This window comes from Microbacterium sp. MYb45 (genome assembly GCF_002979655.1).
Classification (GTDB): domain Bacteria; phylum Actinomycetota; class Actinomycetes; order Actinomycetales; family Microbacteriaceae; genus Microbacterium.
In genome coordinates this window covers 258,518-280,099 of record NZ_PCPG01000004.1, presented here as the reverse complement: position 1 = coordinate 280,099, position 21,582 = coordinate 258,518, and the positions used below count along the sequence as shown (strand labels likewise).

Genomic DNA, 21,582 nt, shown 5'->3' with positions numbered 1-21,582 from the left:
CGCCCAGGACCTTGTCGGTGTCGGGGTCGATCTCGAAGATCTTCCGGCTGTTCTGGTCGCCCAGGTACAGCAGGTCGCGCGATTCGGAGTAGGCCATGCCCGCGGGCAGGCTCGCCTTCGAACGATCCACCGACGCCAGGTTCCCGGTGACCTCGTAGTCGACCTCGCCGGTCGGCACGTCGGGCGCGACCTCACCGGGGTCGGGGTTGCCGCCGCAGCCGAGGCACGGCTGCACGGGACCGGTCGGGATCTCCTGCGGATCGACCCCGTCGGTGACGAGCTTGCCCTTCTCGTCCTTCTTGATGGTCACGCCGTCGAAGAACTCGCCATCGGCCGTGCGGGACTCGTAGCGCAGCGTGCCCTCGGTGACGTCAACCAATTGATAGAACTGCTTGCCGCCGTCGAGGCGACGCAGGTGCGCGCCGTTCTCCTTCCACAGGCGCGGCCCGTATTCGTACAGCTTCACGCTCGCGCTCGAGCCGACGTAGACGGGTCCGGTCGCGCTCTTCTTCGGGTCGGCGCCCGCCGGAAGGTTCTCCTCCGCGGCGAGTGTGTTGCCCCGGCCGTAGGCGTGGTCGTGGCCCTGGAGCACCAGGTCGACGTTGTACTTCTCCAGGAGGGAGCCCCAGACGGTGCGGATGCCGAGGTTGTTGCGGCCCTCGTCGAGGGAGTACACGGGGTGGTGGAACAGCACGACGGTCCACTCGTTCGCGTTGTCTGCGAGCACCCCTTCGAGCCACTCGGCTTGGACGCGCAGGCCCTCCTCGGACGAGATGTTGCTGTTGAGGGAGATGAAGCGCACCCCCTCACGGTCGGTGAAGTACACCGTGCCGGCGAGCTCGTCGTAGATGTCGCCCTCGCCGCCCGGACCGTTGTCCGGGTAAGGGAGCTGTGCGCGCCAGGTGCGGGACAGGCCGCCGTCGTACTCGTGGTTGCCGGGCGTCGTGATGAGGTTCTGCGTGCCCAGTGAGTAGGAGAAGGCGTCGAACAGCTCGCCCCACTCCTGGTCCGAGTTCGCATCGTTGACGAGGTCGCCGATCTGCACCACGGCATCCGCGTTCGGCCGGTCGCGGAAGGCGTTGCGCAGCACGCGCGAGCCGTCGCTCAGGATGCCGTTCTGGATGTCGCCGAGGAAGATGAACGAGGTCGTCTTGTCGGTCGCGCTGGCTGTGGCGAAGTCCTGCCACTCCGAGAAGTTCGTCCCGTCGCCCACGCGGTACATGTACTCGACACCGGGCTGCAGGCCCGTGATCGTGGCGGTGTGCATGTTCTGGGTGTAGCCGATGTCGGTGGTGACCTCGGTGTGCGCGGCTTCCGCCTCGAGCACGCCACCCGGGTAGGGGGCCGGCGTCATGGTGCGGTACTGCACGAGTCCGCGGTCGGTGGTCGCCGAGGTGCGCCAGGTCACACTCTGCTGCGTGGTGGCGTCGGCTGCGGGAGTGAGGACGATCCGGTCAGGGATCGCGGACGGCTCCCAGCGGGAGGGGGTGTCCTCGGCGGCCTGCGCGCTGGGCGCAGGAGCGGCGAGGACCCCGCCCGACAGGAGCACGGCTCCCGCGAGGGCGCAGGCGGCGAGCCGCCACGGGGAGCGGCGCCGCGTGAAGGGGGTGGTCATCGAGATCAATGCCTTTCGGGAAGAGAGGAAGGGGCCGGTCACGCGGCGGAGCGGGAACGGGCGCGGAGGATCACGGCGGCACCGGCCGCGGTGATGAGGATGCCGAACAGGGCAAGGCCGCCTCCGGCCCACCCGGTCGCGGCGAGGGAGCCGCCGCCGTCGGACGGCTGGGTCACGATGATCGCGATGCGTCCGGTGGCGTCGGAGCCGAGGCCGGTCACGACGATCTCGTGCTCGCCCGGGGCGGTGTCGGCGGGGATGCGCACTGTCGCCGCCAGCGCACCGTCGGCGTCGCTCGAGGCGACGGCGAGCTGCACCGGTGTCGAGTGCAGCTCGATCGAGGCGCGTTCGCCGGGCTCGAGTCCCTTCGCCTGCAGTTCGATCTCCTCGCCAGGAGCCACCTGTGCGGTGGAGAGGGTGATCGAGACGCCATCCGGGTCGACGGGGTCCACCGGGTCGACGGGATCGACCGGGTCGACGGGATCGACCGGATCGACCGGGTCGGTGGCCCCCGGCAGGCCGTCACGCGTCGAGCCGGGTCCTGCCGCCCATGCCGTGTCGTCGCTCACGAGCTTGCTGCCGTCCTTCGCCATCTCGATCGTGAAGGAGTCGAACAGGGCGCCGTCGACGGTGCGGGCCTCGACGTGGAACTCGTCGTCGGTGACGTCGACCGTCTGGAACAGCTGCACGTCGCGTCCGACGACGCGGAGGTTCGCGTCGTTGGCTGTCCAGTTGTTGGCGTCCTCCGGGTCCGGGATGTACATCTTCGGTCCGGCGACGGAGACGAGGTACACCGGTCCGGTGTGGCTCTTCGCCGGGTCGGCGCCCGCGGGCAGGTCCTTCTCGTTGGCGATCAGGTTGCCGCGACCGTAGGCGTGGTCGTGGCCCTGGACGACGAGGTCGACGCCGTACTTCTCGAACATGGGCATCCACGCCTCGCGCAGCACCGCGTTGTCGCGGCCGGACGTGACCGAGAAGACCGGGTGATGGAAGGCCACGACGGTCCAGGTGTTCGGGTTCTCGGCGAGCTGGCCCTCGAGCCATTCGGTCTGCGCCGACAGGCTCGCGGGGTCGAACGCCTGGGTGCTGTTGAGCGTGATGAAGCGCACGCCCTGGTAGTCGACCGAGTAGACGGTCTCGCCCAGGTCGGCGCCCTCAGGGCCGTTGGCCGGGTACTCGAACTGCGCGTCCCAGTGCTTCGAGAGCTCCGGTCCCGGGTAGTACTCGTGGTTGCCGGTGGCGGCGATCACATTGAGGTACTGGTTCGAGAAGGCAGCGGCCTCGTGCCACTCTCCCCATTCGGCATCCGAGGTCTCGGTGTCGATCAGGTCACCGGCGTGCACGACCGTGCGCGCGTACGGGCGGGCCTCGAACGCGGCGCGGAGGGCGCGCGAGGTGAACGCCTTGTTGTCGTTCTGCGCGTCTCCTTGCACGAGGAAGCTGAAGTTGCCTGGCTTGTCATCCGCCGTGGTGAACTCGAGCCACTCGCTCCAGGTCGTGCCGTCGCCGACCCGGTACAGGTACGTCGTCGCGGCCTTCAACTCATCGACCGTGGCCGAGTGATGGGCGATCTCGTAGCCGAAGTTCGATTCGAATCCGGTGGTGGTGGCGGTGATCGTGCGCGCTGCGGCCACGTCGACGGGCGTCGCGCTGAGAGGGGCGAGCTGCATCTGCGGCGACGTGACGTCCGAGGACGTGCGCCAGCTGACACTCTGGCTCGTCTCGGGCGTCGCGGTCGGTGTGAGGATCACGCGATCCGGCACGGCCGACGGGACGAACACCGTCGCGGGGGCGACGGCAGGCGGGTTGAGGCCTCCCGCGGCGACGGCGACGCCGCCTCCGAGGAACGTGAGGCCGACGGCGGCGGCGAGGCCGCCCGCGGTGAACGCGGCACTGCGCCGCAGGGTCAGGGATCGTGGCAAGCGCGCCATCGCAGGCAGCACCTTTCGTCGGGATTCGAGAGGGGTGATGGCGCGCTGCAACAGGGTGGAGGAGGCGCCATTCGCGAAGCTACTAGCGCGGGGCGCAGCGAAACGGCGGTTCCTGCCACCCGTCATCCGTCGTTCATCGAAAGGCGACGAGCGTTCACCGAGCAGTCGCTTGACGCCGCTCGGCGATCTCTGAACGGGCGTTCAGTGAAAGGGGAGAGTCTTCCCCGGAAGCGATCCCGAGTGTCAGTCGAGCGGCGGCAGTGCCGGCAGGTCCGCCGCGATCAGCAGCACTCTCTCGGCGGCGGCGTGGCCCGCGGAGAGGCGCGCGGCGAGGTCGGCGCCGTCGAGGGTCGCCGCCAGGAAGCCGGAGGCGAAAGCATCGCCCGCGCCGACCGGCTCGACCACGTCGACCACCGGAGCGGGGACGAACACCGGCTCGGCATCGCCGTCGTACGCGGTCGCGCCGATGTCGCCGTCCTTGACGATCAGCAGCGCGCAGTTCGGCAGGAAGGCCCGGATCTCGGCCGCCGTCGCGGTTCCCCAGATGCGTTCGGCCTCGTCGCGTCCGACGAAGGTGATGTCGGCGGCGTCGGCCAGGCGGGCGAGGGTCTCGGCCGCGTCCTCTCGACTCCACAGGGGGCGGCGGTCGTTCACGTCGAAGGACACCAGCGCACCGGCTGTGCGCGCATCGGCGAAGAGCCGGTCCACCATCTCGCGGCAGGATGCGGAGAGCGCGGGCGTGATCCCGGTGGTGTGCACGATGCGCACGCCGTCGAGCCGCTCCGGCGTGAGGTATCCCGCCTGCATGTGAGAGGCCGCGGAGCCTCGGCGGTAGTAGTAGACGGAGGAGGACTCGACGCTCGGATCCTTGAACATCACGCCGGTCGGGGTGGTGTCGTCGCGCTCGACCCACAGCTCCACGTCGCGACGCTCGAGCTCCGACGCGATGCGGTCGCCGAGCGGATCGGCGCCGAGGCGGGATGCCCACGCCACGCGGTGCCCGGTCGCGGCGACCCCGGCCGACACGTTCGACTCCGCCCCGGCGATGCCGATCGTCGCGTGACCGGCTGTCGCGAGTGCGGCATCGGTCGGTGTGATCAGCGCCATGGTCTCGCCGACGCAGACGATCTCGGGTGCGGAGACGGGGGAGGAGGTGGAGCTCATGAGGGGGTGACCGCCAGGGGTTCGGTGTCGGGATACGGGCTCGCGTCGCGATGACGCAGGTCGGGGAAGGAACGGACGAAGACGATGGAGACGAGCAGGCCGACCGCGGCGAAGATCGTGGCGGCCAGGTAGGCGCCGCGCCAGTCGCTCGCATCGACGAGGAACCCGGCGACGGCGGATCCGGCTGCCGCGCCGATCAGCTGCCCGGTGCCCGCCCAGCCGAAGGCTTCAGCCGTCTCGCTGAACTTCACGCTGGCCGAGGTGATGGCGAAGAGCACGGCGAGGGCGGGAGCGATGCCGATGCCGGCGAGGATCAGGGTGCCGCCCAGCCAGAACACGTTGAGCATGACCATCGTGAGGCCCAGGCCGATCGTGACGATCAGCAGGCGGCGCGCCATGGCCCACGGCCCGATCGGGATGTGGCCGAACGCCAGGCCGCCCGCCAGGCTCCCCGCCGAGAACACGGCGAGCACGAGTCCGGCCGCGAGACTGCCGTGCTCGAAGGTCGCGACGACGCCCACCTCGACCGCCGAGCAGGCGCCGATCAGCAGGAAGCCGATGACGGTCGCCAGCAGCACGGGAGGTTTGAGGACGACCTTGCCCAGCGCATTGCGGCTGCGCGGGATGCGCACCCGACCGACCTCGGGGGAGAGGATGAACCAGGCGCCGCCGCCGACGAGGATGATCGCCACCAGCAGCAGGCCCTCCGCCGTGCCGATCTGGGTGGAGACCAGGGTGATGACGACCGGCGCCAGCACCCAGATGATCTCCTGCAGCGAGGCGTCGAGGGAGAACAGCGGCGTGAGGTTCGAGGAGTTCACGAGCTTCGGGTAGATCGTGCGGACAGCGGCCTGCACGGGCGGGGTGGAGAGCCCCGCGACCATCCCGAGCAGCATGTAACCAGGCACGTCGAGCGGCAGCAGGGCGAGTCCGAGCACGGTGACGACGCAGACCGAGAGGGTGAGGGTGATCACGCGTCGCATGCCCCAGACGCCCATCCATCGACTCGTGATCGGGCCGGCGACGGCCTGCCCGACGCTGGTCGCGGCGAGGACGAGGCCGGCGGAGCCGTACGACCCGGTCTGCTGCTCGACGTGCAGCAGGATCGCGAGGGACATCATGCCGTTGGGGAAGCGCGCGGTCAGCTGAGCCGCGATCATGCGCGCCACTCCGGGCGTGCGAAGAAGGTCCCGATATCCCGCCACCAGACAACGGTACCGGGCCTCGAGTGTGGTCGTGGAAGAGGCCGTGCGGCGACACGCCCGCGACACGCCGAAAGTCCGATTCCACAGGAAACGAAATGTCTGAGGGGCGGCGTAGCGTGCCCCCTGTGGATGGATCGTTCACAGGGGCTTCCCAGCCGCGATTTCTCGCGGTTCGCGAGCCTCGCGAAGGGGCCTCAGCCTGTGGAAGAAACGGTGGAGAACCTGTGTTGTATCTGTAGAGAACGGTGGATAACTACACGGATGTAACTACTACCCCTTGTGGTCGCCCCCAATGTCGGTCCCCATATGTAGTATTGAAGTCCCGGCAGGGGGTCTACCGGGAAACAGCCTGATGAGAAGCAGGCCAGAGATTTGAGGGGTTACGAAAAGATGTCGATCACGGTCTACACAAAGCCTTCCTGCGTTCAGTGCAACGCCACCTACCGCGCCCTCGATGCCAAGGGCATCGAGTACGAGATCCTCGACCTTTCCGAGGACCCGACGGCGCTCGAGCAGGTCAAGGCGCTCGGCTACCTGCAGGCACCCGTCGTCGTCACCGACGAGGGTCACTGGTCGGGCTTCCGTCCCGACAAGATCGACGAGCTCGCCTCCCGTCTGGCGTGACGCCCCATGAGCGCCGTCGCGACCGCAGCGCCGCTCCTGATCTACTTCTCGAGCGTGTCGGGTAACACTGCGCGCTTCATCGAGAAACTCGGACTCCCGTCCCGACGCATCCCCCTCCACCGACACGAAGAAGATCTCGTCATCGACGAGCCGTTCGTGCTGGTCACCCCCACCTATGGCGGGGGCGCGGGGCGCGGCGTCGAGAAGGGCGCCGTCCCCAAACAGGTGATCCGGTTTCTCAACGACGAGCGCAACCGGCGCCACATCCGCGGAGTGATCTCCGCGGGCAACACCAACTTCGGCGATGCATTCTGCCTCGCCGGTGACATCATCAGCCGCAAGTGCCACGTGCCGCACTTGTATCGGCTCGAGATCTTCGGCACACAAGACGATGTGGATCGCGTGAGCGACGGATTGGAACGACGGTGGCAGCTTCAGTGACCGAGACAGTGGCATTCAAGGCGAACCCTGCATACGAGGGTCTCGACTATCACGCCCTCAACGCGATGCTCAACCTGTACGACGCGGACGGGAAGATCCAGTTCGACGCCGACAAGCGCGCCGCGCGGGAGTACTTCCTGCAGCACGTGAACCAGAACACGGTGTTCTTCCACTCGCTCAAGGAGCGTCTGGACTACCTCGTGGAGAAGGAGTACTACGAGGGCGCCGTCATCGAGAAGTACTCGATGGAGTTCATCCAGAAGCTCAACGATCTCGCCTACGGCAAGAAGTTCCGCTTCGAGACGTTCCTCGGCGCGTTCAAGTACTACACGAGCTACACGCTCAAGACCTTCGACGGCAAGCGCTACCTCGAGCGCTTCGAGGACCGTGTCGTCATGACCGCGCTCGGCCTCGCCGACGGTGACGAGAAGCTCGCGGTCGCCCTCGTCGAGGAGATCATCTCCGGTCGCTTCCAGCCCGCAACCCCGACCTTCCTCAATGCCGGCAAGGCACAGCGCGGCGAGCTCGTCAGCTGCTTCCTGCTGCGCATCGAAGACAACATGGAGTCGATCGCCCGCGGCATCAACTCCGCGCTGCAGCTCTCCAAGCGCGGCGGCGGCGTGGCGCTCCTGCTCTCGAACATCCGCGAGTCGGGTGCGCCGATCAAGCAGATCGAGAACCAGTCCTCGGGCATCATCCCCGTGATGAAGCTCCTCGAAGACAGCTTCAGCTACGCCAACCAGCTCGGTGCCCGTCAGGGTGCGGGTGCGGTGTACCTCAACGCGCACCACCCCGACATCATGCGCTTCCTCGACACCAAGCGTGAGAACGCCGACGAGAAGATCCGCATCAAGACGCTCTCGCTGGGTGTCGTGGTTCCCGACATCACGTTCGAGCTCGCCAAGAACGACGAGGACATGTACCTGTTCTCGCCGTACGACGTCGAGAAGGTCTACGGCGTGCCGTTCGGCGACATCTCGGTCACCGAGAAGTACCGCGAGATGGTCGACGACCCGCGCATCAAGAAGACCAAGATCAACGCGCGCGAGTTCTTCCAGACCGTCGCCGAGATCCAGTTCGAGTCCGGCTACCCGTACGTCATGTTCGAAGACACGGTGAACAAGGCCAACCCGATCAAGGGTCGGATCAACATGTCCAACCTCTGCAGCGAGATCCTGCAGGTGAACACGCCGACGACGTACAACGACGACCTGTCGTACGACAACATCGGCAAGGACATCTCCTGCAACCTCGGCTCGATGAACATCGCGCTGTCGATGGATGCCGACGACCTGGGTCAGACCGTCGAGACGGCGATCCGCGCTCTCACCGCGGTCAGCGACCAGAGCCACATCGGCTCGGTGCGCTCGATCGAGGACGGCAACGACCGCTCTCACGCGATCGGCCTCGGCCAGATGAACCTGCACGGATACCTCGCCCGCGAGCACGTGTACTACGGCTCCGAAGAGGGCATCGACTTCACGAACATCTACTTCTACACGGTGCTGTTCCACGCGCTGCGTGCGTCGAACAACCTCGCCATCGAGCGCGGCACGACGTTCGACGGGTTCGAGGACTCGACCTACGCGTCGGGTGCATTCTTCGACAAGTACATCGACCAGGCGTGGGTCCCCGCGACCGAGAAGGTCAAGGAGCTCTTCGCCGGCAAGCACATCCCGACGCAGGACGACTGGGCCGAGCTGAAGGCGTCGATCCAGAAGCACGGCATCTACAACCAGAACCTGCAGGCCGTCCCGCCGACCGGGTCGATCTCGTACATCAACAACTCCACGTCGTCGATCCACCCGATCGCGTCGAAGATCGAGATCCGCAAGGAAGGCAAGCTCGGTCGCGTCTACTACCCGGCGGCGTTCATGACGAACGACAACCTGGAGTACTACCAGGACGCATACGAGATCGGCTACGAGAAGGTCATCGACACGTACGCGGCTGCCACGCAGCACGTCGACCAGGGTCTGTCGCTGACGCTGTTCTTCAAGGACACCGCCACCACGCGTGACATCAACAAGGCGCAGATCTACGCATGGCGCAAGGGCATCAAGACGATCTACTACATCCGCCTGCGTCAGCTGGCGCTCGAGGGCACCGACATGGCCGAGTGCGTCTCGTGCATGCTCTGACCTGTTGACCCGAGAACACAGCTGAACCCCGAGAGACGACGAAGAAAATGACTCCTGAAAGACTCAAGCTGGTCTCCAGCGTGCAGGCGATCAACTGGAACCGCATCCAGGACGACAAGGACCTCGAGGTCTGGAACCGTCTGGTGAACAACTTCTGGTTGCCGGAGAAGGTGCCGCTGTCGAACGACGTGCAGTCGTGGAACACGCTCACCCCCGACGAGCAGCTGCTCACCATGCGGGTGTTCACCGGTCTCACCCTGCTCGACACGATCCAGGGCACCGTGGGTGCGGTGTCGCTGATCCCCGACGCGATCACGCCTCACGAAGAGGCCGTGTACACGAACATCGCGTTCATGGAGTCGGTGCACGCGAAGAGCTACTCCTCGATCTTCTCGACGCTCGCGTCGACGAAGGAGATCGACGAGGCGTTCCGGTGGTCGACCGAGAATCCGAACCTTCAGAAGAAGGCTCAGATCATCATGGACTACTACCAGGGCGACGACCCGCTCAAGCGCAAGGTGGCCTCCACCCTGCTGGAGTCGTTCCTCTTCTACTCGGGGTTCTACCTGCCGATCTACTGGTCGTCGAAGGCGAAGCTGACGAACACGGCCGACCTGATCCGCCTCATCATCCGTGACGAGGCCGTGCACGGGTACTACATCGGCTACAAGTTCCAGAAGGGCCTCGAGAACGAGACCCAGGAGCGTCGCGATGAGCTCAAGGACTACACGTTCTCGCTCATGTACGAGCTCTACGACAACGAGGTGCAGTACACCCAGGACCTCTACGACGGCGTCGGGCTGACCGAAGACGTCAAGAAGTTCCTGCACTACAACGCCAACAAGGCCCTCATGAACCTGGGCTACGAGGCGATGTTCCCCTCCAGCGTCACCAACGTGAACCCGGCGATCCTGTCGGCACTCTCGCCGAATGCCGACGAGAACCACGACTTCTTCTCGGGGTCGGGCTCGTCGTACGTCATCGGCAAGGCCGAGGCCACGGAAGACGACGACTGGGACTTCTGACCCGTCCGAGATGAGCTCAGGCGCGCCCGTCGGCCAGGCGGGCGCGCCGCTCCTCCTCGCGCTTCGAGTACGTGGCGGCGCGGATCGCGTCGTCGGATTCCAGGCCTGTGCCCAAGGCCCCGCCGAGAGTCGCCGCCGATGCGACGAACCAGGTGAGCACGAACAGATCGCCGACGCTGACTGTTCGGCCGAGGGCTTCGCTCATCACCGTCGTGTCGAGCACGAACAGCGCCCAGGCCAGGTTCACGACGTACAGCGCCAGATAACAGATGATGATGCCGATGGTCAGAGTCAGCAGCGTCGAGGTGTTGTAGAGACGGGATCTCTCCCGCGCTTGAGGTGAGTCATCGTCGGGGCGGTCCCAGAGCCTGCCGTCGATCACGATCCAGGCGATGATGATCGCGATGGAAGCCAAGGTCGCCGCGGCCAGGCGCCAGCCCGACAGTGAGATGGCGAGCGACCACACCGTCGGTTCGATCGTCGCCACCGCGCCGGTCGCCAGGGCCGCGACCAGGGCGGACTTGAGCCCGGCGGCGAGCAGCCACGGGCCGTTGGCCAGCACCATGCCCAGAAGCACGCGCCCACGGGCGCTGAGCCGGGGGAGAGGCAGACGCTTCTCCTCGGGTGAGGCGGGTTCGGCCATCCCGTTGACGAGCCCTTGCACCGCTTGTCGGGCGCGGGCCTGCACCCGGAAGCCGCCCAGAGCGGGCAGCGACAGCACCGCGCACAGGCGTCGAGGATCGATCGCCGCCAGCAGATAGCGCCCGTCATCATCGCGAAGCGGAAGCTCGGTGACGCCGATGACGATATCCCACCGGTTCTGGTCGGCGTGCGCACGGAGCCGTTCCAGGGCGACGTCGACGTCTTCGGAGCCGAGGGTGAACGGTTCGCTGACGAGTTCGACGATCCAGCCGTCGGCGTCAGCCGCGAGCGGTGGCGTGAGGTCGGTCATCCGGCGCGCGACGGCGGTGGGCGAAGCCGGGTCGGCCACGAGGCCCACGCGGATCGGCTCCATCTCCGCAACCTACACCTCCCACACGTCGCCCGCACTGGCATCTGCGAGTTCTGCGCTGCCTACTTCTGGTTCGCCGCGTGGTACGCGAGCAGGGCCTTGATCGAGGCGTCTGCCCAACGATGGCCGACGCATCTCCGTCGATGGCGGGAGCGATCTGCATCGCGACGAGCTGATGTCCCAGATCGTGTCCTGGGTGACGGTGATGTGCTCGTGCAGGGCGATCAGCTGGTCGAGCACCTGCCTTTCTCTGTCGACTGCGCGCCGGAATCGTCGGCAGCTCCACGAGCGATCAGGGCGCTGAAGTGCCGGAATCCGCGGATGCTTGACGAGCGGCATCCCGGGCTCGTGTCCAAGGGCTCCCGCGCAACGTTCGCGCGGGTCGAGCTTCAGTAGCATCGAGCGGAGACCGAGGCGAGGAGTCGCTTCGACGCCGCGGGCGAGTGCGTCGTGACGTAGATCGGCCCGACTTATCTCGGCGCAGTTCGCAAGAATCTCGGTGTGATGTGAACCTCGCAAGAGCAGTCGTGCCATATCGATGACACTGTGCCAACAACGCTGATGATCCACAGAAACGCTGGTCAGTCTAGGATTCGCTGACACCCACGAAGCCCCCGCCCGGCGGTCCTATCGACCACCGTGCGGGGGCTTTCTCGTTCGAGGTCGCCAGCTGCGCCGTTCATCATGGGCGTGGCTACGGGGATACTGTCCGCGAATCCTGTCTCGGTATGAGGACCTGCTTCACGATGAGGAGGATCGAGGCGGTCACCGGAATCGCGATCAGAGCGCCCAGGAGGCCGAGCAGGGTGCCGCCCACGAGCGCCCCGATGACCACGAGTGCCCCGGGTACGGCGATCGCCCGATTCATCACCTTCGGCGTCAGGACGTAGGCCTCGAGCTGCATGTAGATGAGGTACGCCACGGCGAAGATCAGCGCTGGAAGCCATCCGGAGAAGAGTGCGAGCGCGGTCGCGACAGCCCAGTAGAGCACGGATCCCACCAGCGGGATGAGGGTTATGACGAATGCGACGACCGCCATCAGCAGCGCGAAGGGAAGGCTCAGGACGAGGTGCAGGACGAGCGCGACAACACTGTTGAAGAACGCCAACACGACCATTCCCATGAGGTAGCTGCCCACGGAATCCGTGATCTGACTTGTCATCGAGTCGACCCCGGACCGGTTGTACGCGGGGAAGAGACGGTTGAATCCCGCCTTGATCGCCGGCAGGGAGGCCAGAAAATACAAGCTCAGCACGAGCACGATGACCACGCCGGAGACCGTCGAGACGATCGACACTCCGACCTCCAGCACCCCCTGGCCTATCGCCGCGATGTGGGAGGGCTGCGTGAGAAAAGTCGTGACGTCGTGCACGAGGGTGGTCGCTTCGCTCCCCAGGGCATCGTGGAGCCAGCCGTAGAAGCTTGATGCTTCGAAACTCTTGATCAGCTTCGGTCCGTCGGCGATCACCTGAGCGACTTGGCGCACCGCGGTCGGCACGATCAAGAGCAGAGTGCCCACCACCGCCGCAGCGAAGACCGCGTACACGATCAGGATTCCCCACGCGCGCCGTACCCCGCGGGTCTCGAGCTTGCGCACCACGGGGTCGAGTCCGAGGGCGGCGAAAAGGGCGAATGCCACATAGATCAGCACCGTGGAGAGGTGCGTGAACGCCACACCCGTGCCGAAAGCGAGAAGTCCGCCCAACGTCAAGATGTACCCCGACGAGAAGGGACGATTGAGCGATGTCAGGGTCTCGCGAAGCCGGCGCGGATTCTCGTCGACGGCAGGATGGTCAGTCATGGTGCATTCGCTCTCCGTCGCTCGGCTTCGTCGGTCCGTTTGCGCCACCCCGTCCGCGCGCTTGCCTCCACCCTCGAGACATCGCCGCGACGTCACGGCTCAGCCCTGCTCCCAGCAGCATCCCGATCGCGATGGCAGTGAGGGAGCCGAAGGTCCGCATGATGGTGTCGGTGGCGCCGGAGGCGCCCGATGCCGCCTCGCTGAGACCGATGAACCCCATCGCGCCGGGTACCAGGAGCCAGTACGCACAGGTGAGCATGACCGCGGTCGAGGGGGATGCGGAGAGGCGGCCGGCGAGCATCACGGCGGGGATGACGATCAGGGCGCCGATGAGCCCCGACAATTCGGCTCCGACCAGCATGTCGCCCAGCAGCTGTCCCGAATAGGCCACGACGAGCGCATAGAGGATCCACACGAGTGATCGTCGCGGCGCTGCGGAGTACAGGTAGTAGCCGAGTGCGACCAGGACGATCCCCGCCCAGGGCGCCCATGCGCCGAGCTGCATCGGTGCGGCGGTGGGAGCCGGAGGCTCCCCGGCGATGGAGATACCCGCGTACACACCGAAAGTGAGAAGGCCGAGCCGGGCGATACCGGAGACCAAACGGCTCGCCCCCGCCATCATCTGCCCGGAGGTGAGCTCGACGGCGGCGATCGTGAGCGTGAGCCCGGGGAGGAAAGAGACCAGCGACGGCGCCACGAGCCGGAGCACATCGTCGTGCACGAAGGGACGAACGAGCAGCGATATGAGGAGTGTCACGGAGAAGGCGGTGAGCACCGGCAGGATGAGGGACAGCGTGGCGACGCGATTGCCGATCAGAACGATCGACCCCACGACCACGCCGAGCAGCACATAGACCGGAAGAGCGGTCACGGTGGGATTGAGCACCAGGCCGAACCCGACCGTGAGCAGGGTGTATCCGAAGACGGTGAGCACCGGTCCGAACCGTGCGGATTCCGATCGGATCTCGCCGAGTCGAGCGACGACGTCTTGCGGTGGCGTCGTACTCCTCGAGGCCTCACGCACGAGTCGCTCGACGGCGTCGACCTGGTCGAGGCGCAGCGGAACACTACCCACGGCGAAGAGGGAAGTGGCGGATGACGAGTTGCGCGGATCCTCGACCATCACGATCGTCGGGAGGACGAACACGCGGAGATCTGCGCGGTCGTATTGCTGCGCGAGACGGTTGAGTGTCTCCTCCACATCATTCGTCGCCTGCGACGAAGCCAGTAGCGAGGCGCCGAGCATACCGAGCATCGCGATCACGTCGGCACCGGGCTCGGCATCATTCCCGACCACAGAACGCGGGCGCAGGGCCTGGAGAGCGCCCCGTGCCCGCCCGATGATCCCTGGACTCTGATTCGTCTCGCGGTCGAGCGGTGTCATGATCGGGGCGAGACTTCGGAGGCGAGTAGATGCAGTCGGGATGCGATGCTGACGGCGTCGTCGCGCGTCGAACACCCGAGCTTGCGGTAAAGCGATCTCAGCTGCGACTTGATCGTGTTCGGTGAGACGAGCAACGACGCGGCGAGAGCGGCGGTCGTGGCATGCAGCGGAAGAGCTTGGAGAACACGGAGTTCACTCGCGGTGAGGGTGGGCGGACGTGGGCGGTCGGCGGCGGCCAGCCCCCCGGTCGCGGCCGCGAAGGAGGTTGCTTCCTCCGGGGAGAGGCGTTCCTGCACCCGGGTTATCAGCTGGAGGGGAATCTGCGAGACGAGTCGCCGCCGCCCCGGCCTCGAAGCGATTCGCGCGACCTGCGCAGCCGTCTCCGAGGCGACCGCATCGGTGAGTGCGCATTCCAACCACGCAGACAGGAGGATCGACTCCGCGCGTGCACCCGGCCCCAACGATCGGGCGGTGGACATCTGACGCAGTCCCGAAGCGGCGACATCCAGGCGCGACTCGAGAAGTGCGTGGCGGATGATCGCCATGCGCGTGAGCGGTCCCGATCGAGCGGTCTCCTCGGCGATCCGTCTGGCGGTGGTCGTGTCTCCGGTAGACCAGAGTGCGTCGATCGACACGGAGTTGATGACGTCGGTCGCGAACGAGCCGTGCTGATCCGGATGCGCGTCGCGTGCGAGAGCAACGGCCTCGATCGCATCGTCGGGATGCTGCAGCACGAGCAGTCGCCGTGACCGCGCGAGCAGCGCGAACGGCCAGGTCAGCTCGATGCTGTCATAGGTTTCGAGCTGGCTGAGGAGTTCGTCGGTGTCCGGGTCCATGCTGTCGACGGCGAGCAGAGCGCGTGCGCATCGTTCCGTCATAGCCGTCGCCGTCAGATGGGCGCGTGTGGGTTCAGGCAACGTGGCGAGCTCTCTCAGCGAGCTCTCGGCATCGTCGATCGAGCCGCGAACGGCGTGGGTGAGTGCGGTGCGCCCGAGCGCCATCCGTTCCGCATCGGTCTGCTGCGACAATCTCCCGAGGTCCCGGGCGGTGGCGAATTCCAGCAGCGCGGCCGCGGATTCTCCGGCCGCGAGCAGGGTCGATCCGATCTGCTGGTGATAGAACCAGAGCGGTCCGTCCGGGCGCTCGCGGGACTCGACGCGGACTTGCAGGATGCGGTCTTGCAGGCGACGAGCGTAGATCATCGCGGCCGCCACGTCTCCGCTCAACCGGAAGGCCACCATCTGCACAAGCGTGAAGATGTCGAGTTCGTCCGCGCTCATGTTCCGCGCGTCGTCGGGATAGATGAGGGGTTTGAACGGGCGGTTCGTCCGCGCCAGCACGGGCGTCATGCGGTGCACGATGCGCAGCACCGGGTACCGCTCCAGGAGAGGCGTCGGAAGTGACTCGACGGCGGACACGAGCTCATCGGCGTGCACGCTGTACAACGGCCAGATGTTCATCATGGCCGCGTGAGCCACCGCTTCGCTGCTCTTCGAGAGCACGGCGCTCCGCAGCGCCTCGATCGCCCGCGTGCTGTCCGTCAGGTTCATCGTCTCAGCGCGCGCCGAGGCGCTGCGCGCGTTCTGTGGCATCGGAGACTCAGCTCGGACGGGACGAAGCCACCGCACCGTGTCCGGCGGCGAGACGACGGAGATCGGTGAGGGACAAGAAATGCAGTTCACCGCGCTCCTCGAACTTCGTCGAGACGTTGCCCGCCAGGCCTCCTTCGATCGCGAGACCGCTGCCCAGATCGAGGACCAGCGGGGGCTGCCCTCGGCGAAGTCGACATCCGCGAGGTCGACCCACACGATGTTCGGGCGCGTCGTCGATTCGAACACATAGCGGAGGCGGGTGAGATCCGCGACGACCTGCCAGATGGTCTGCGATGCATCCGGTCTGCCTTCGTCCGGCAGACGGAAGGGCTGGGCGGCATTGCGGATCACGCTGAACATCGACGCGATGGCCTCGAGTTGGGTCCTCGGCTGCGGCAGACGACGGACGTAGTGGGCGGCACGGGCGAAACGGTCGGGGGCGAGCGTCGTCCCAGGCAGGGGGTTCTCGCCGCCGAACCCGTCGATCTGTGAAAGCAGCGCGAGCTGCTCGTCATACTTCGGCGAGTTCGTCATCACCCGAAACTCCGCCCCGTGGTGGACCTCGACGTCGCCGTCGATGTACTCGATGATCGCGGAATCGCCGGATGCGTCGTCCAGGGCCAGATGAATCGTGGGGACCTCACCCGTGACGGGGTCCGTGAGCTGGACCACCTGCACGCGGTTCGAGGTGATCCACCCCACGGCTTCCGCCACCGTGGCGAAATTGTCGAGGAAGTACTGCAACCAGACGGCCTGGCTCAGCGCTGGTCGTGACGGATCGAGCTCTCCGTATGAGGATTCGGCGAGCCAGAGAACGTGCCCGGCGAGCCCCGCCTCGTTCACCCCGTCGACCGTGATCATGTCGAAGGCCGTGGCGACGATGCTGCCGTACCGGGACTGCCAGGTCAGAGCGCCGTCGACTCCGTCGTCGCGGCGCGACCCTCTCGGCAGCTTCCACAGATTGGTGCCCAGATCGCGGTGGTAGTCCATGTTCCGTCCGACGATCACCGCTCCGTCCGCGTCGGGCCAGACCACTCTTGTGCACATGTCGGTGTCTCTCTCTCGGGTTCGTCGGGGATCAGCAAGATTGCGCTTCTATGCCGGAGCAGGAATGAAGGTCATCCACGCTTCCGCGGTCGGAACCAGGGGAACAGGGAACCGATGACCACGCCGGCAGCCAGAACCGCGAGAAACCAGCCCCAGGCGGGCATCGTGAACTCCAGGAACAGGAATCTCAGCGTCGCGGGAGCCACATTCGAGAACACGAAGGAGAGCGCGGCAATGGCGATGATGATGGCGATGATGGCCTTCGCGCCGTTCGCTTTCGCCTTCTGTTCCGTACCGCTGCCTGTCGTGCTTTCCTTCTCGGGCATACGTCTCCTCCTCCTGCTCCCGCGCGCTCGCGGGCCGCTCCAGGGAGGAGACTACTCACCTTTCGTGCCGCTCCACGAGAGGATGAGAGCCGGGTGAAGGGCAGGGGGCGGACAGGGTCATCACCCGAATGACGGGTCGGGGGAAATCTCTCGCCGGGACGCATCCACCGCGCAGCCCGCGGCATAGTCTCGCGGCCATGGCCCCAGGGACGCACGCACCTCAGAGAATGATCATTCGCGACGCTCGCGTCTTCGACGGCGTGAACGCGAGGACACAGGACAACGTCGATGTCCTGATCGAAGGTCCCTTCGTCGTGGCCGTATCCTCGGCTCCCGTCGCCGGCGACGCCTCCGACGGCGTGATCGAGATCGACGCGAAAGGGCGCTTCCTGATGCCGGGCCTGAGCGATGCCCACGTGCACCTCATGGGCAACGCCAACAGCATGATGGAGTTCCTGCAGGGTCCGACCGGCGCGCTGTACGGGAACACGATCGCCGAGGCGAAGCGGATGCTGCTGCGCGGGTTCACGACGGTGCGGGATATGGGTGGTGACACCGCTCCGGTGAAGTCGCTCATCGATCGCGGTGTATTCGAGGGGCCGCGCATCTTCCCCAGCCAAGCGATGATCTCGCAGACATCGGGACACGCTGACTTCTCGTTCGTCTACGACGTTCCGGAGGAGTTCGGCGGTGCACCGAGCCGGACCGAGGACATCCACTTCACCCGCGTCGCCGACGGAGTGCCGCGCGTGTTGGCGGCTGTCCGGGAGCAGCTCAAGATGGGGGCGAGTCAGATCAAGCTCACCCTCGGCGGTGGGGCTGCGTCGATGTACGACCCGCTGAACACTCTGCAGTACACACCGGATGAGATCCGAGCCGCCGTGCAGGCGGCGACCGACTACGGCACCTACGTGGCCACCCACGTCTACACGCCCGCCGGAATCGCGCGTGCTCTGGAGGCCGGCGTCACATCGATCGAACACGGACACCTCGCCGACGAGGCGACGATCGCGCTGATCGCCGAGAAGGGTGCCTGGCTCTCGATGCAGCCTTTCGCCGAGGACGACCACCACTATCCCGACCCGGTGCGTGCCGCGAAGAACACCGAGATCTGCCATGGCACCGATGAGGTGTACGGCTGGGCGAAGCAGTATGGAGTGAAGACCGCATGGGGGACCGATCTGCTGCTCGAGCCGCAGTCCGCGGCCCGCCAGAGTGTCATGGCTGCGCGCCTCGGTGACTTCTACAGCAATGTGGACGCCCTCACGATGCTCACCTCCGGCAACGCGTCGCTGTTCGAGCTCGCGGGGGAGCGCAACAGTTACCGAGGCGCGAAGCTCGGCGTCATCGCGGAAGGATCCTGGGCGGACCTGATCCTCGTCAACGGAGATCCGATCGAAGACCTCTCGCTCATCGCCGACCCTGACGCGAACTTCGCGCTCATCGTCAAGGGCGGCCAGGTCATCAAGAACGAGGCCTGAAGCCATGTCGGCTCCTATCGGCAATCTCAGGGCGAATCGAAGGGGAAGAGCGATGGCAGCTCCGACGGATCAGGGTGAGACCGATGAGGGTCTCGGCACACGCAGTGGCCACAGCGAGACGTTCGGCGAGGTGCTGATCACCGCGACCGGCATCGGTGTCGACGCCTCTTGGGGGCACATCTACGGACCTGTCGATCTCACGGTCCGAGCCGGCGGCGTCACGGTGCTCGTCGGCGCAGGAGGCCGCGGCCGTCAGGCGCTCCTGCTGACGTTGAGCGGGCGGATGAAGCCGACCACCGGACGACTCGAAGCCTTCGGACGCATCGACAAGCCGCATCATCTCTTCGGTCAGGCGGCGATCGCCAACGTCGACGAGGTCGACGGCATCCCGCAGACGATCCGCGTGCACGACATCGTGACCGAACAGGTGCGGTGGGCCGCCAAGTGGTACCAGTGGGTGCCGCAGTCGACCGACGAGGATCTCGAACGCATCTGCCGCCCGGTATTCGGTGACTATTCGCTGCCGACGATGGACGCGATGGTCGAGGAGCTGCCGGAGTTCACGGCAGCCCTCTTCCGCATCGCCGTGGCCAACATCCGAAAGCCCCCGCTGCTGGTCGTCGGTGGTGTCGACACCCTCGCCAGCGTCGAGGGCTCCCGGCGTCTCCGTGAGCGCCTCATCGCTCTCGGTGCCGAGCAGACCGTCATCATGGCCGACGTCAACGGCGTCGAGAAGCAGGACGGCATCACCGATGTGATCGAGGTCCACAACCTCACCGACCACGAATTCGCGGTCCTGGAACGAGAGGTCACCGGCCGATGATCGCCGCATTCTCACCCGGTAGCGATTTCAAGCGCTACTACCGCGGGCGCATGCCGCGTCTCGCCGTCGCCGTCATCATCCTGATGCCACTGCTGTACGGCGCACTGTACCTCTGGGCGTTCTGGAACCCGTTCGGCAACGTGAACCATCTGCCCGTCGCCATCGTCAACCTCGACGAGGGGGCCGACGCGATGGGCGAGCCGCTCGATGCGGGTACCCAGGTCGTGAAGGGGATCGTCGATTCCGGGCAGCTCGAGACCCACGTCGTGGATGAGGCCGAAGGCACCGCAGGCCTCGAACACGGACGATATGCGTTCACGATCACGATCCCTGCGGACTTCAGCGAGGCGATCGCATCGGCGGCGACGGGGGACCCCCGCCAGGCCGACCTGATCTTCACCTACAACGACGCCAACAACTACCTGTCGACGGTGATCGGTCAGGATGCTGCCGCTGAGGTCATCAACGACGTCACCGCGCAGGTGGGGGAGCAGGTCTTCCTCGCCGTCGCGACCGGGATCAAGGGGGAGCTGCCCACGATCCGTCAGGCCGCAGCCGGTATCGAGACGCTCAACTCCGGGGTCGACGAACTCAGCGCGGGAGCCGATCAACTCGCCACGGGTCTGGTGACGGCCAAGTCGGGCGCGGGGACGCTTTCCGCCGCCCTCGATGAACTCGTGGCCAACGTGGACGTTGCCGTCGGGCAGGTCGAGCGAGCCGTCAACGCCAACGGTCTCACGACCGGCGAACTGCAGCAGTTCGCCTCGTCCATCCGCACCAGCACCGACAGCCTCGACGGCGCACTGGCAGGTATCGCGGAAGCGAACACGCGGGCGCGGGCAGATCTGCAGGCGGTGATCGACGACGTGCGCGCCTCCGGCGACGACGAGCTGGCCGAGCGGCTGGAGAATGTGCAGCGATCGATCGAGCAGAGTGGTGTCGGGCAGGAGGTGTCGATCGCCTTCGACCGTCTCCGCAACGACGTCGACACCCTCGCCGGCGAGTTCGACAACCCGAGCAGTCGCGTGAACGTGATGCTGCGGGCTGTCGAGTCCGGCGGCATCAACAACACCCTGAACCAGGTCACGGGGAAGGCCGACGAACTGCGATCGGGCGCGGACCAGCTCGCGAGCGGCCTGGTCCAGCTCAGCGACGGTGCGAACGAGATCTCCGCGAACATGCCTGCGCTCGTGGCCGGCACCGCGGAACTGGCCAGCGGCGTCGAATCGGGGATGAAACTGATCCCCCACTGGAACAGTGATCAGCAGTCGAGCTTCATCAAGACGCTGGCCGATCCCGTCGTGATGAAGCAGGTCACGAACAACGAGGCGAAGACCTTCGCCTACGGATTCGCACCGTTCTTCTTCGGGCTTGCGCTGTTCGTCGGCGGCATCATCGCGTGGATGCTCTTCACTCCGCTGCAGGCGCGTCCGCTGGCGCAAGGGCTCGGGTCCTTCCGAACCGTGCTCGCCTCCTATGCGCCCACGCTGGCGGTCGGCTTCCTGCAGGCGGCGATCCTCTACCTGGTCGTGCGGTTCGGACTGGGAATGGAGTACGCCAACCCCTGGGGCACATTCGGGTTCATGCTGCTCATGGTCGCGATGTTCATGGCCATGATCCAGATGTTCAATGCCGTCCTCGGGCCGGCCGTGGGCCGAGTGCTCACGCTCGCCTTCCTCATGGTGCAACTCACTTCCGCCGGAGGCGTGTACCCGGTCGCGGTGACGACGCTGCCGTTCCAGTACATCCATTGGATCGATCCGATGACGGCCACCGTCACCGGGCTGAGGTTCATGATCCTGGGAGGCGCGGACTACCGGCTGTGGGTTGCGATCGGCACGATCGCCCTGCTCACAGTGGTGTTCCTCGCGATCTCGACGTTGGCCGCCCGGCGCAACAGGCAGTACAACATGGACCGCCTCTACCCACCGGTCGAGGTATAGGAGGAGAGTCACCCTCACCACACGTCC

General features: G+C 66.2%; 16 protein-coding genes. 7 read left to right on the top strand and 9 right to left on the bottom strand.

The features are described 5' to 3' along the window. The 4 genes from CQ034_RS10545 to CQ034_RS10530 form a co-directional block, all read right to left on the bottom strand. Positions 1-1,615: metallophosphoesterase family protein (locus CQ034_RS10545; RefSeq protein WP_105710994.1), on the bottom strand; the 1,615-nt coding region annotated here is incomplete at its 3' end. Between the two features lie 38 nt (positions 1,616-1,653). Next, on the bottom strand, positions 1,654-3,546 hold the full coding sequence (locus CQ034_RS10540; protein WP_105710993.1) for a metallophosphoesterase family protein: 1,893 nt from the start codon (positions 3,544-3,546) through the stop codon (positions 1,654-1,656). A 243-nt stretch (positions 3,547-3,789) separates the two neighbouring features. Continuing rightward, positions 3,790-4,710, bottom strand: coding sequence for a sugar kinase (locus tag CQ034_RS10535; protein WP_105710992.1), 921 nt, complete (start codon positions 4,708-4,710; stop codon positions 3,790-3,792). Beyond that, positions 4,707-5,915, bottom strand: a complete 1,209-nt coding sequence (locus tag CQ034_RS10530) for an MFS transporter (RefSeq protein ID WP_029262704.1) — start codon at positions 5,913-5,915, stop codon at positions 4,707-4,709. Before CQ034_RS10530 ends, CQ034_RS10535 begins: the two co-directional genes overlap by 4 nt. A gap of 390 nt (positions 5,916-6,305) precedes the next feature. On the opposite strand from CQ034_RS10530, the gene nrdH reads away from it, so the two are divergent. Genes nrdH through nrdF form a run of 4 tightly spaced genes read left to right on the top strand, consistent with a single transcriptional unit; the run spans position 6,306 to position 10,146 of the window. Then, the gene (gene nrdH / locus CQ034_RS10525; RefSeq protein ID WP_028503264.1) at positions 6,306-6,539 is read left to right on the top strand and encodes a glutaredoxin-like protein NrdH; all 234 of its coding nucleotides are present in this window, start codon (positions 6,306-6,308) and stop codon (positions 6,537-6,539) included. A gap of 6 nt (positions 6,540-6,545) precedes the next feature. After that, positions 6,546-6,980 carry a class Ib ribonucleoside-diphosphate reductase assembly flavoprotein NrdI gene (nrdI, locus tag CQ034_RS10520; protein ID WP_029262703.1) on the top strand — a complete coding sequence of 145 codons (435 nt, stop codon included), beginning with the start codon at positions 6,546-6,548 and terminating at the stop codon, positions 6,978-6,980. Then, the gene (gene nrdE, locus CQ034_RS10515) at positions 6,977-9,121 is read left to right on the top strand and encodes a class 1b ribonucleoside-diphosphate reductase subunit alpha (RefSeq protein WP_036303651.1); all 2,145 of its coding nucleotides are present in this window, start codon (positions 6,977-6,979) and stop codon (positions 9,119-9,121) included. The genes nrdI and nrdE overlap by 4 nt, the downstream gene beginning before the upstream one ends. Positions 9,122-9,168: 47 nt before the next feature. Further along, complete coding sequence (nrdF, locus tag CQ034_RS10510; RefSeq protein WP_017828866.1) at positions 9,169-10,146, top strand: class 1b ribonucleoside-diphosphate reductase subunit beta; 978 nt, start codon at positions 9,169-9,171, stop codon at positions 10,144-10,146. 16 nt (positions 10,147-10,162) lie between these two features. Here the strand turns inward: nrdF and CQ034_RS10505 are convergent, their stop codons facing one another. The 5 genes from CQ034_RS10505 to CQ034_RS10480 all read right to left on the bottom strand — a co-directional run bounded on the left by CQ034_RS10505 (position 10,163) and on the right by CQ034_RS10480 (position 17,308). After that, on the bottom strand, positions 10,163-11,161 hold the full coding sequence (locus tag CQ034_RS10505; protein ID WP_181156280.1) for a hypothetical protein: 999 nt from the start codon (positions 11,159-11,161) through the stop codon (positions 10,163-10,165). 691 nt (positions 11,162-11,852) lie between these two features. Next, positions 11,853-12,959, bottom strand: coding sequence for an AI-2E family transporter (locus tag CQ034_RS10500; RefSeq protein ID WP_105710991.1), 1,107 nt, complete (start codon positions 12,957-12,959; stop codon positions 11,853-11,855). After that, entirely contained in the window at positions 12,952-14,343 is a 1,392-nt protein-coding gene (locus tag CQ034_RS10495; protein WP_105710990.1) for a threonine/serine exporter ThrE family protein, read from the bottom strand. The genes CQ034_RS10500 and CQ034_RS10495 overlap by 8 nt, the downstream gene beginning before the upstream one ends. Further along, positions 14,340-16,982, bottom strand: a complete 2,643-nt coding sequence (locus CQ034_RS19675; RefSeq protein ID WP_219860786.1) for a linear amide C-N hydrolase — start codon at positions 16,980-16,982, stop codon at positions 14,340-14,342. The genes CQ034_RS10495 and CQ034_RS19675 overlap by 4 nt, the downstream gene beginning before the upstream one ends. A 71-nt stretch (positions 16,983-17,053) precedes the next feature. Then, the gene (locus CQ034_RS10480) at positions 17,054-17,308 is read right to left on the bottom strand and encodes a LapA family protein (RefSeq protein ID WP_029262697.1); all 255 of its coding nucleotides are present in this window, start codon (positions 17,306-17,308) and stop codon (positions 17,054-17,056) included. Positions 17,309-17,535: 227 nt separating this feature from the next. On the opposite strand from CQ034_RS10480, the gene CQ034_RS10475 reads away from it, so the two are divergent. The 3 genes from CQ034_RS10475 to CQ034_RS10465 are packed head-to-tail and all read left to right on the top strand — an operon-like array spanning position 17,536 to position 21,555. Continuing rightward, a complete protein-coding gene (locus tag CQ034_RS10475; protein ID WP_105710988.1) occupies positions 17,536-18,789 on the top strand; it encodes an amidohydrolase family protein in 1,254 nt (417 codons plus the stop codon). 52 nt (positions 18,790-18,841) lie between these two features. Beyond that, a complete protein-coding gene (locus CQ034_RS10470; RefSeq protein ID WP_219860785.1) occupies positions 18,842-19,612 on the top strand; it encodes a hypothetical protein in 771 nt (256 codons plus the stop codon). Beyond that, complete coding sequence (locus tag CQ034_RS10465; RefSeq protein WP_105710987.1) at positions 19,609-21,555, top strand: YhgE/Pip domain-containing protein; 1,947 nt, start codon at positions 19,609-19,611, stop codon at positions 21,553-21,555. The genes CQ034_RS10470 and CQ034_RS10465 overlap by 4 nt, the downstream gene beginning before the upstream one ends. Positions 21,556-21,582 lie beyond the last annotated feature (27 nt).

What these genes read in the sequence shown, in the direction of transcription:
- CQ034_RS10540 (WP_105710993.1), bottom strand. Translation starts at nt 3,546, where the DNA reads ATGGCGCGCTTGCCACGATCCCTGACCCTGCGGCGCAGTGCCGCGTTC.
- CQ034_RS10535 (WP_105710992.1), bottom strand. Translation starts at nt 4,710, where the DNA reads ATGAGCTCCACCTCCTCCCCCGTCTCCGCACCCGAGATCGTCTGCGTC.
- nrdH (WP_028503264.1), top strand. Translation starts at nt 6,306, where the DNA reads ATGTCGATCACGGTCTACACAAAGCCTTCCTGCGTTCAGTGCAACGCC.
- nrdI (WP_029262703.1), top strand. Translation starts at nt 6,546, where the DNA reads ATGAGCGCCGTCGCGACCGCAGCGCCGCTCCTGATCTACTTCTCGAGC.
- nrdF (WP_017828866.1), top strand. Translation starts at nt 9,169, where the DNA reads ATGACTCCTGAAAGACTCAAGCTGGTCTCCAGCGTGCAGGCGATCAAC.
- CQ034_RS10505 (WP_181156280.1), bottom strand. Translation starts at nt 11,161, where the DNA reads ATGGAGCCGATCCGCGTGGGCCTCGTGGCCGACCCGGCTTCGCCCACC.
- CQ034_RS10500 (WP_105710991.1), bottom strand. Translation starts at nt 12,959, where the DNA reads ATGACTGACCATCCTGCCGTCGACGAGAATCCGCGCCGGCTTCGCGAG.
- CQ034_RS10495 (WP_105710990.1), bottom strand. Translation starts at nt 14,343, where the DNA reads ATGACACCGCTCGACCGCGAGACGAATCAGAGTCCAGGGATCATCGGG.
- CQ034_RS19675 (WP_219860786.1), bottom strand. Translation starts at nt 16,982, where the DNA reads ATGTGCACAAGAGTGGTCTGGCCCGACGCGGACGGAGCGGTGATCGTC.
- CQ034_RS10480 (WP_029262697.1), bottom strand. Translation starts at nt 17,308, where the DNA reads ATGCCCGAGAAGGAAAGCACGACAGGCAGCGGTACGGAACAGAAGGCG.
- CQ034_RS10475 (WP_105710988.1), top strand. Translation starts at nt 17,536, where the DNA reads ATGATCATTCGCGACGCTCGCGTCTTCGACGGCGTGAACGCGAGGACA.
- CQ034_RS10470 (WP_219860785.1), top strand. Translation starts at nt 18,842, where the DNA reads ATGGCAGCTCCGACGGATCAGGGTGAGACCGATGAGGGTCTCGGCACA.
- CQ034_RS10465 (WP_105710987.1), top strand. Translation starts at nt 19,609, where the DNA reads ATGATCGCCGCATTCTCACCCGGTAGCGATTTCAAGCGCTACTACCGC.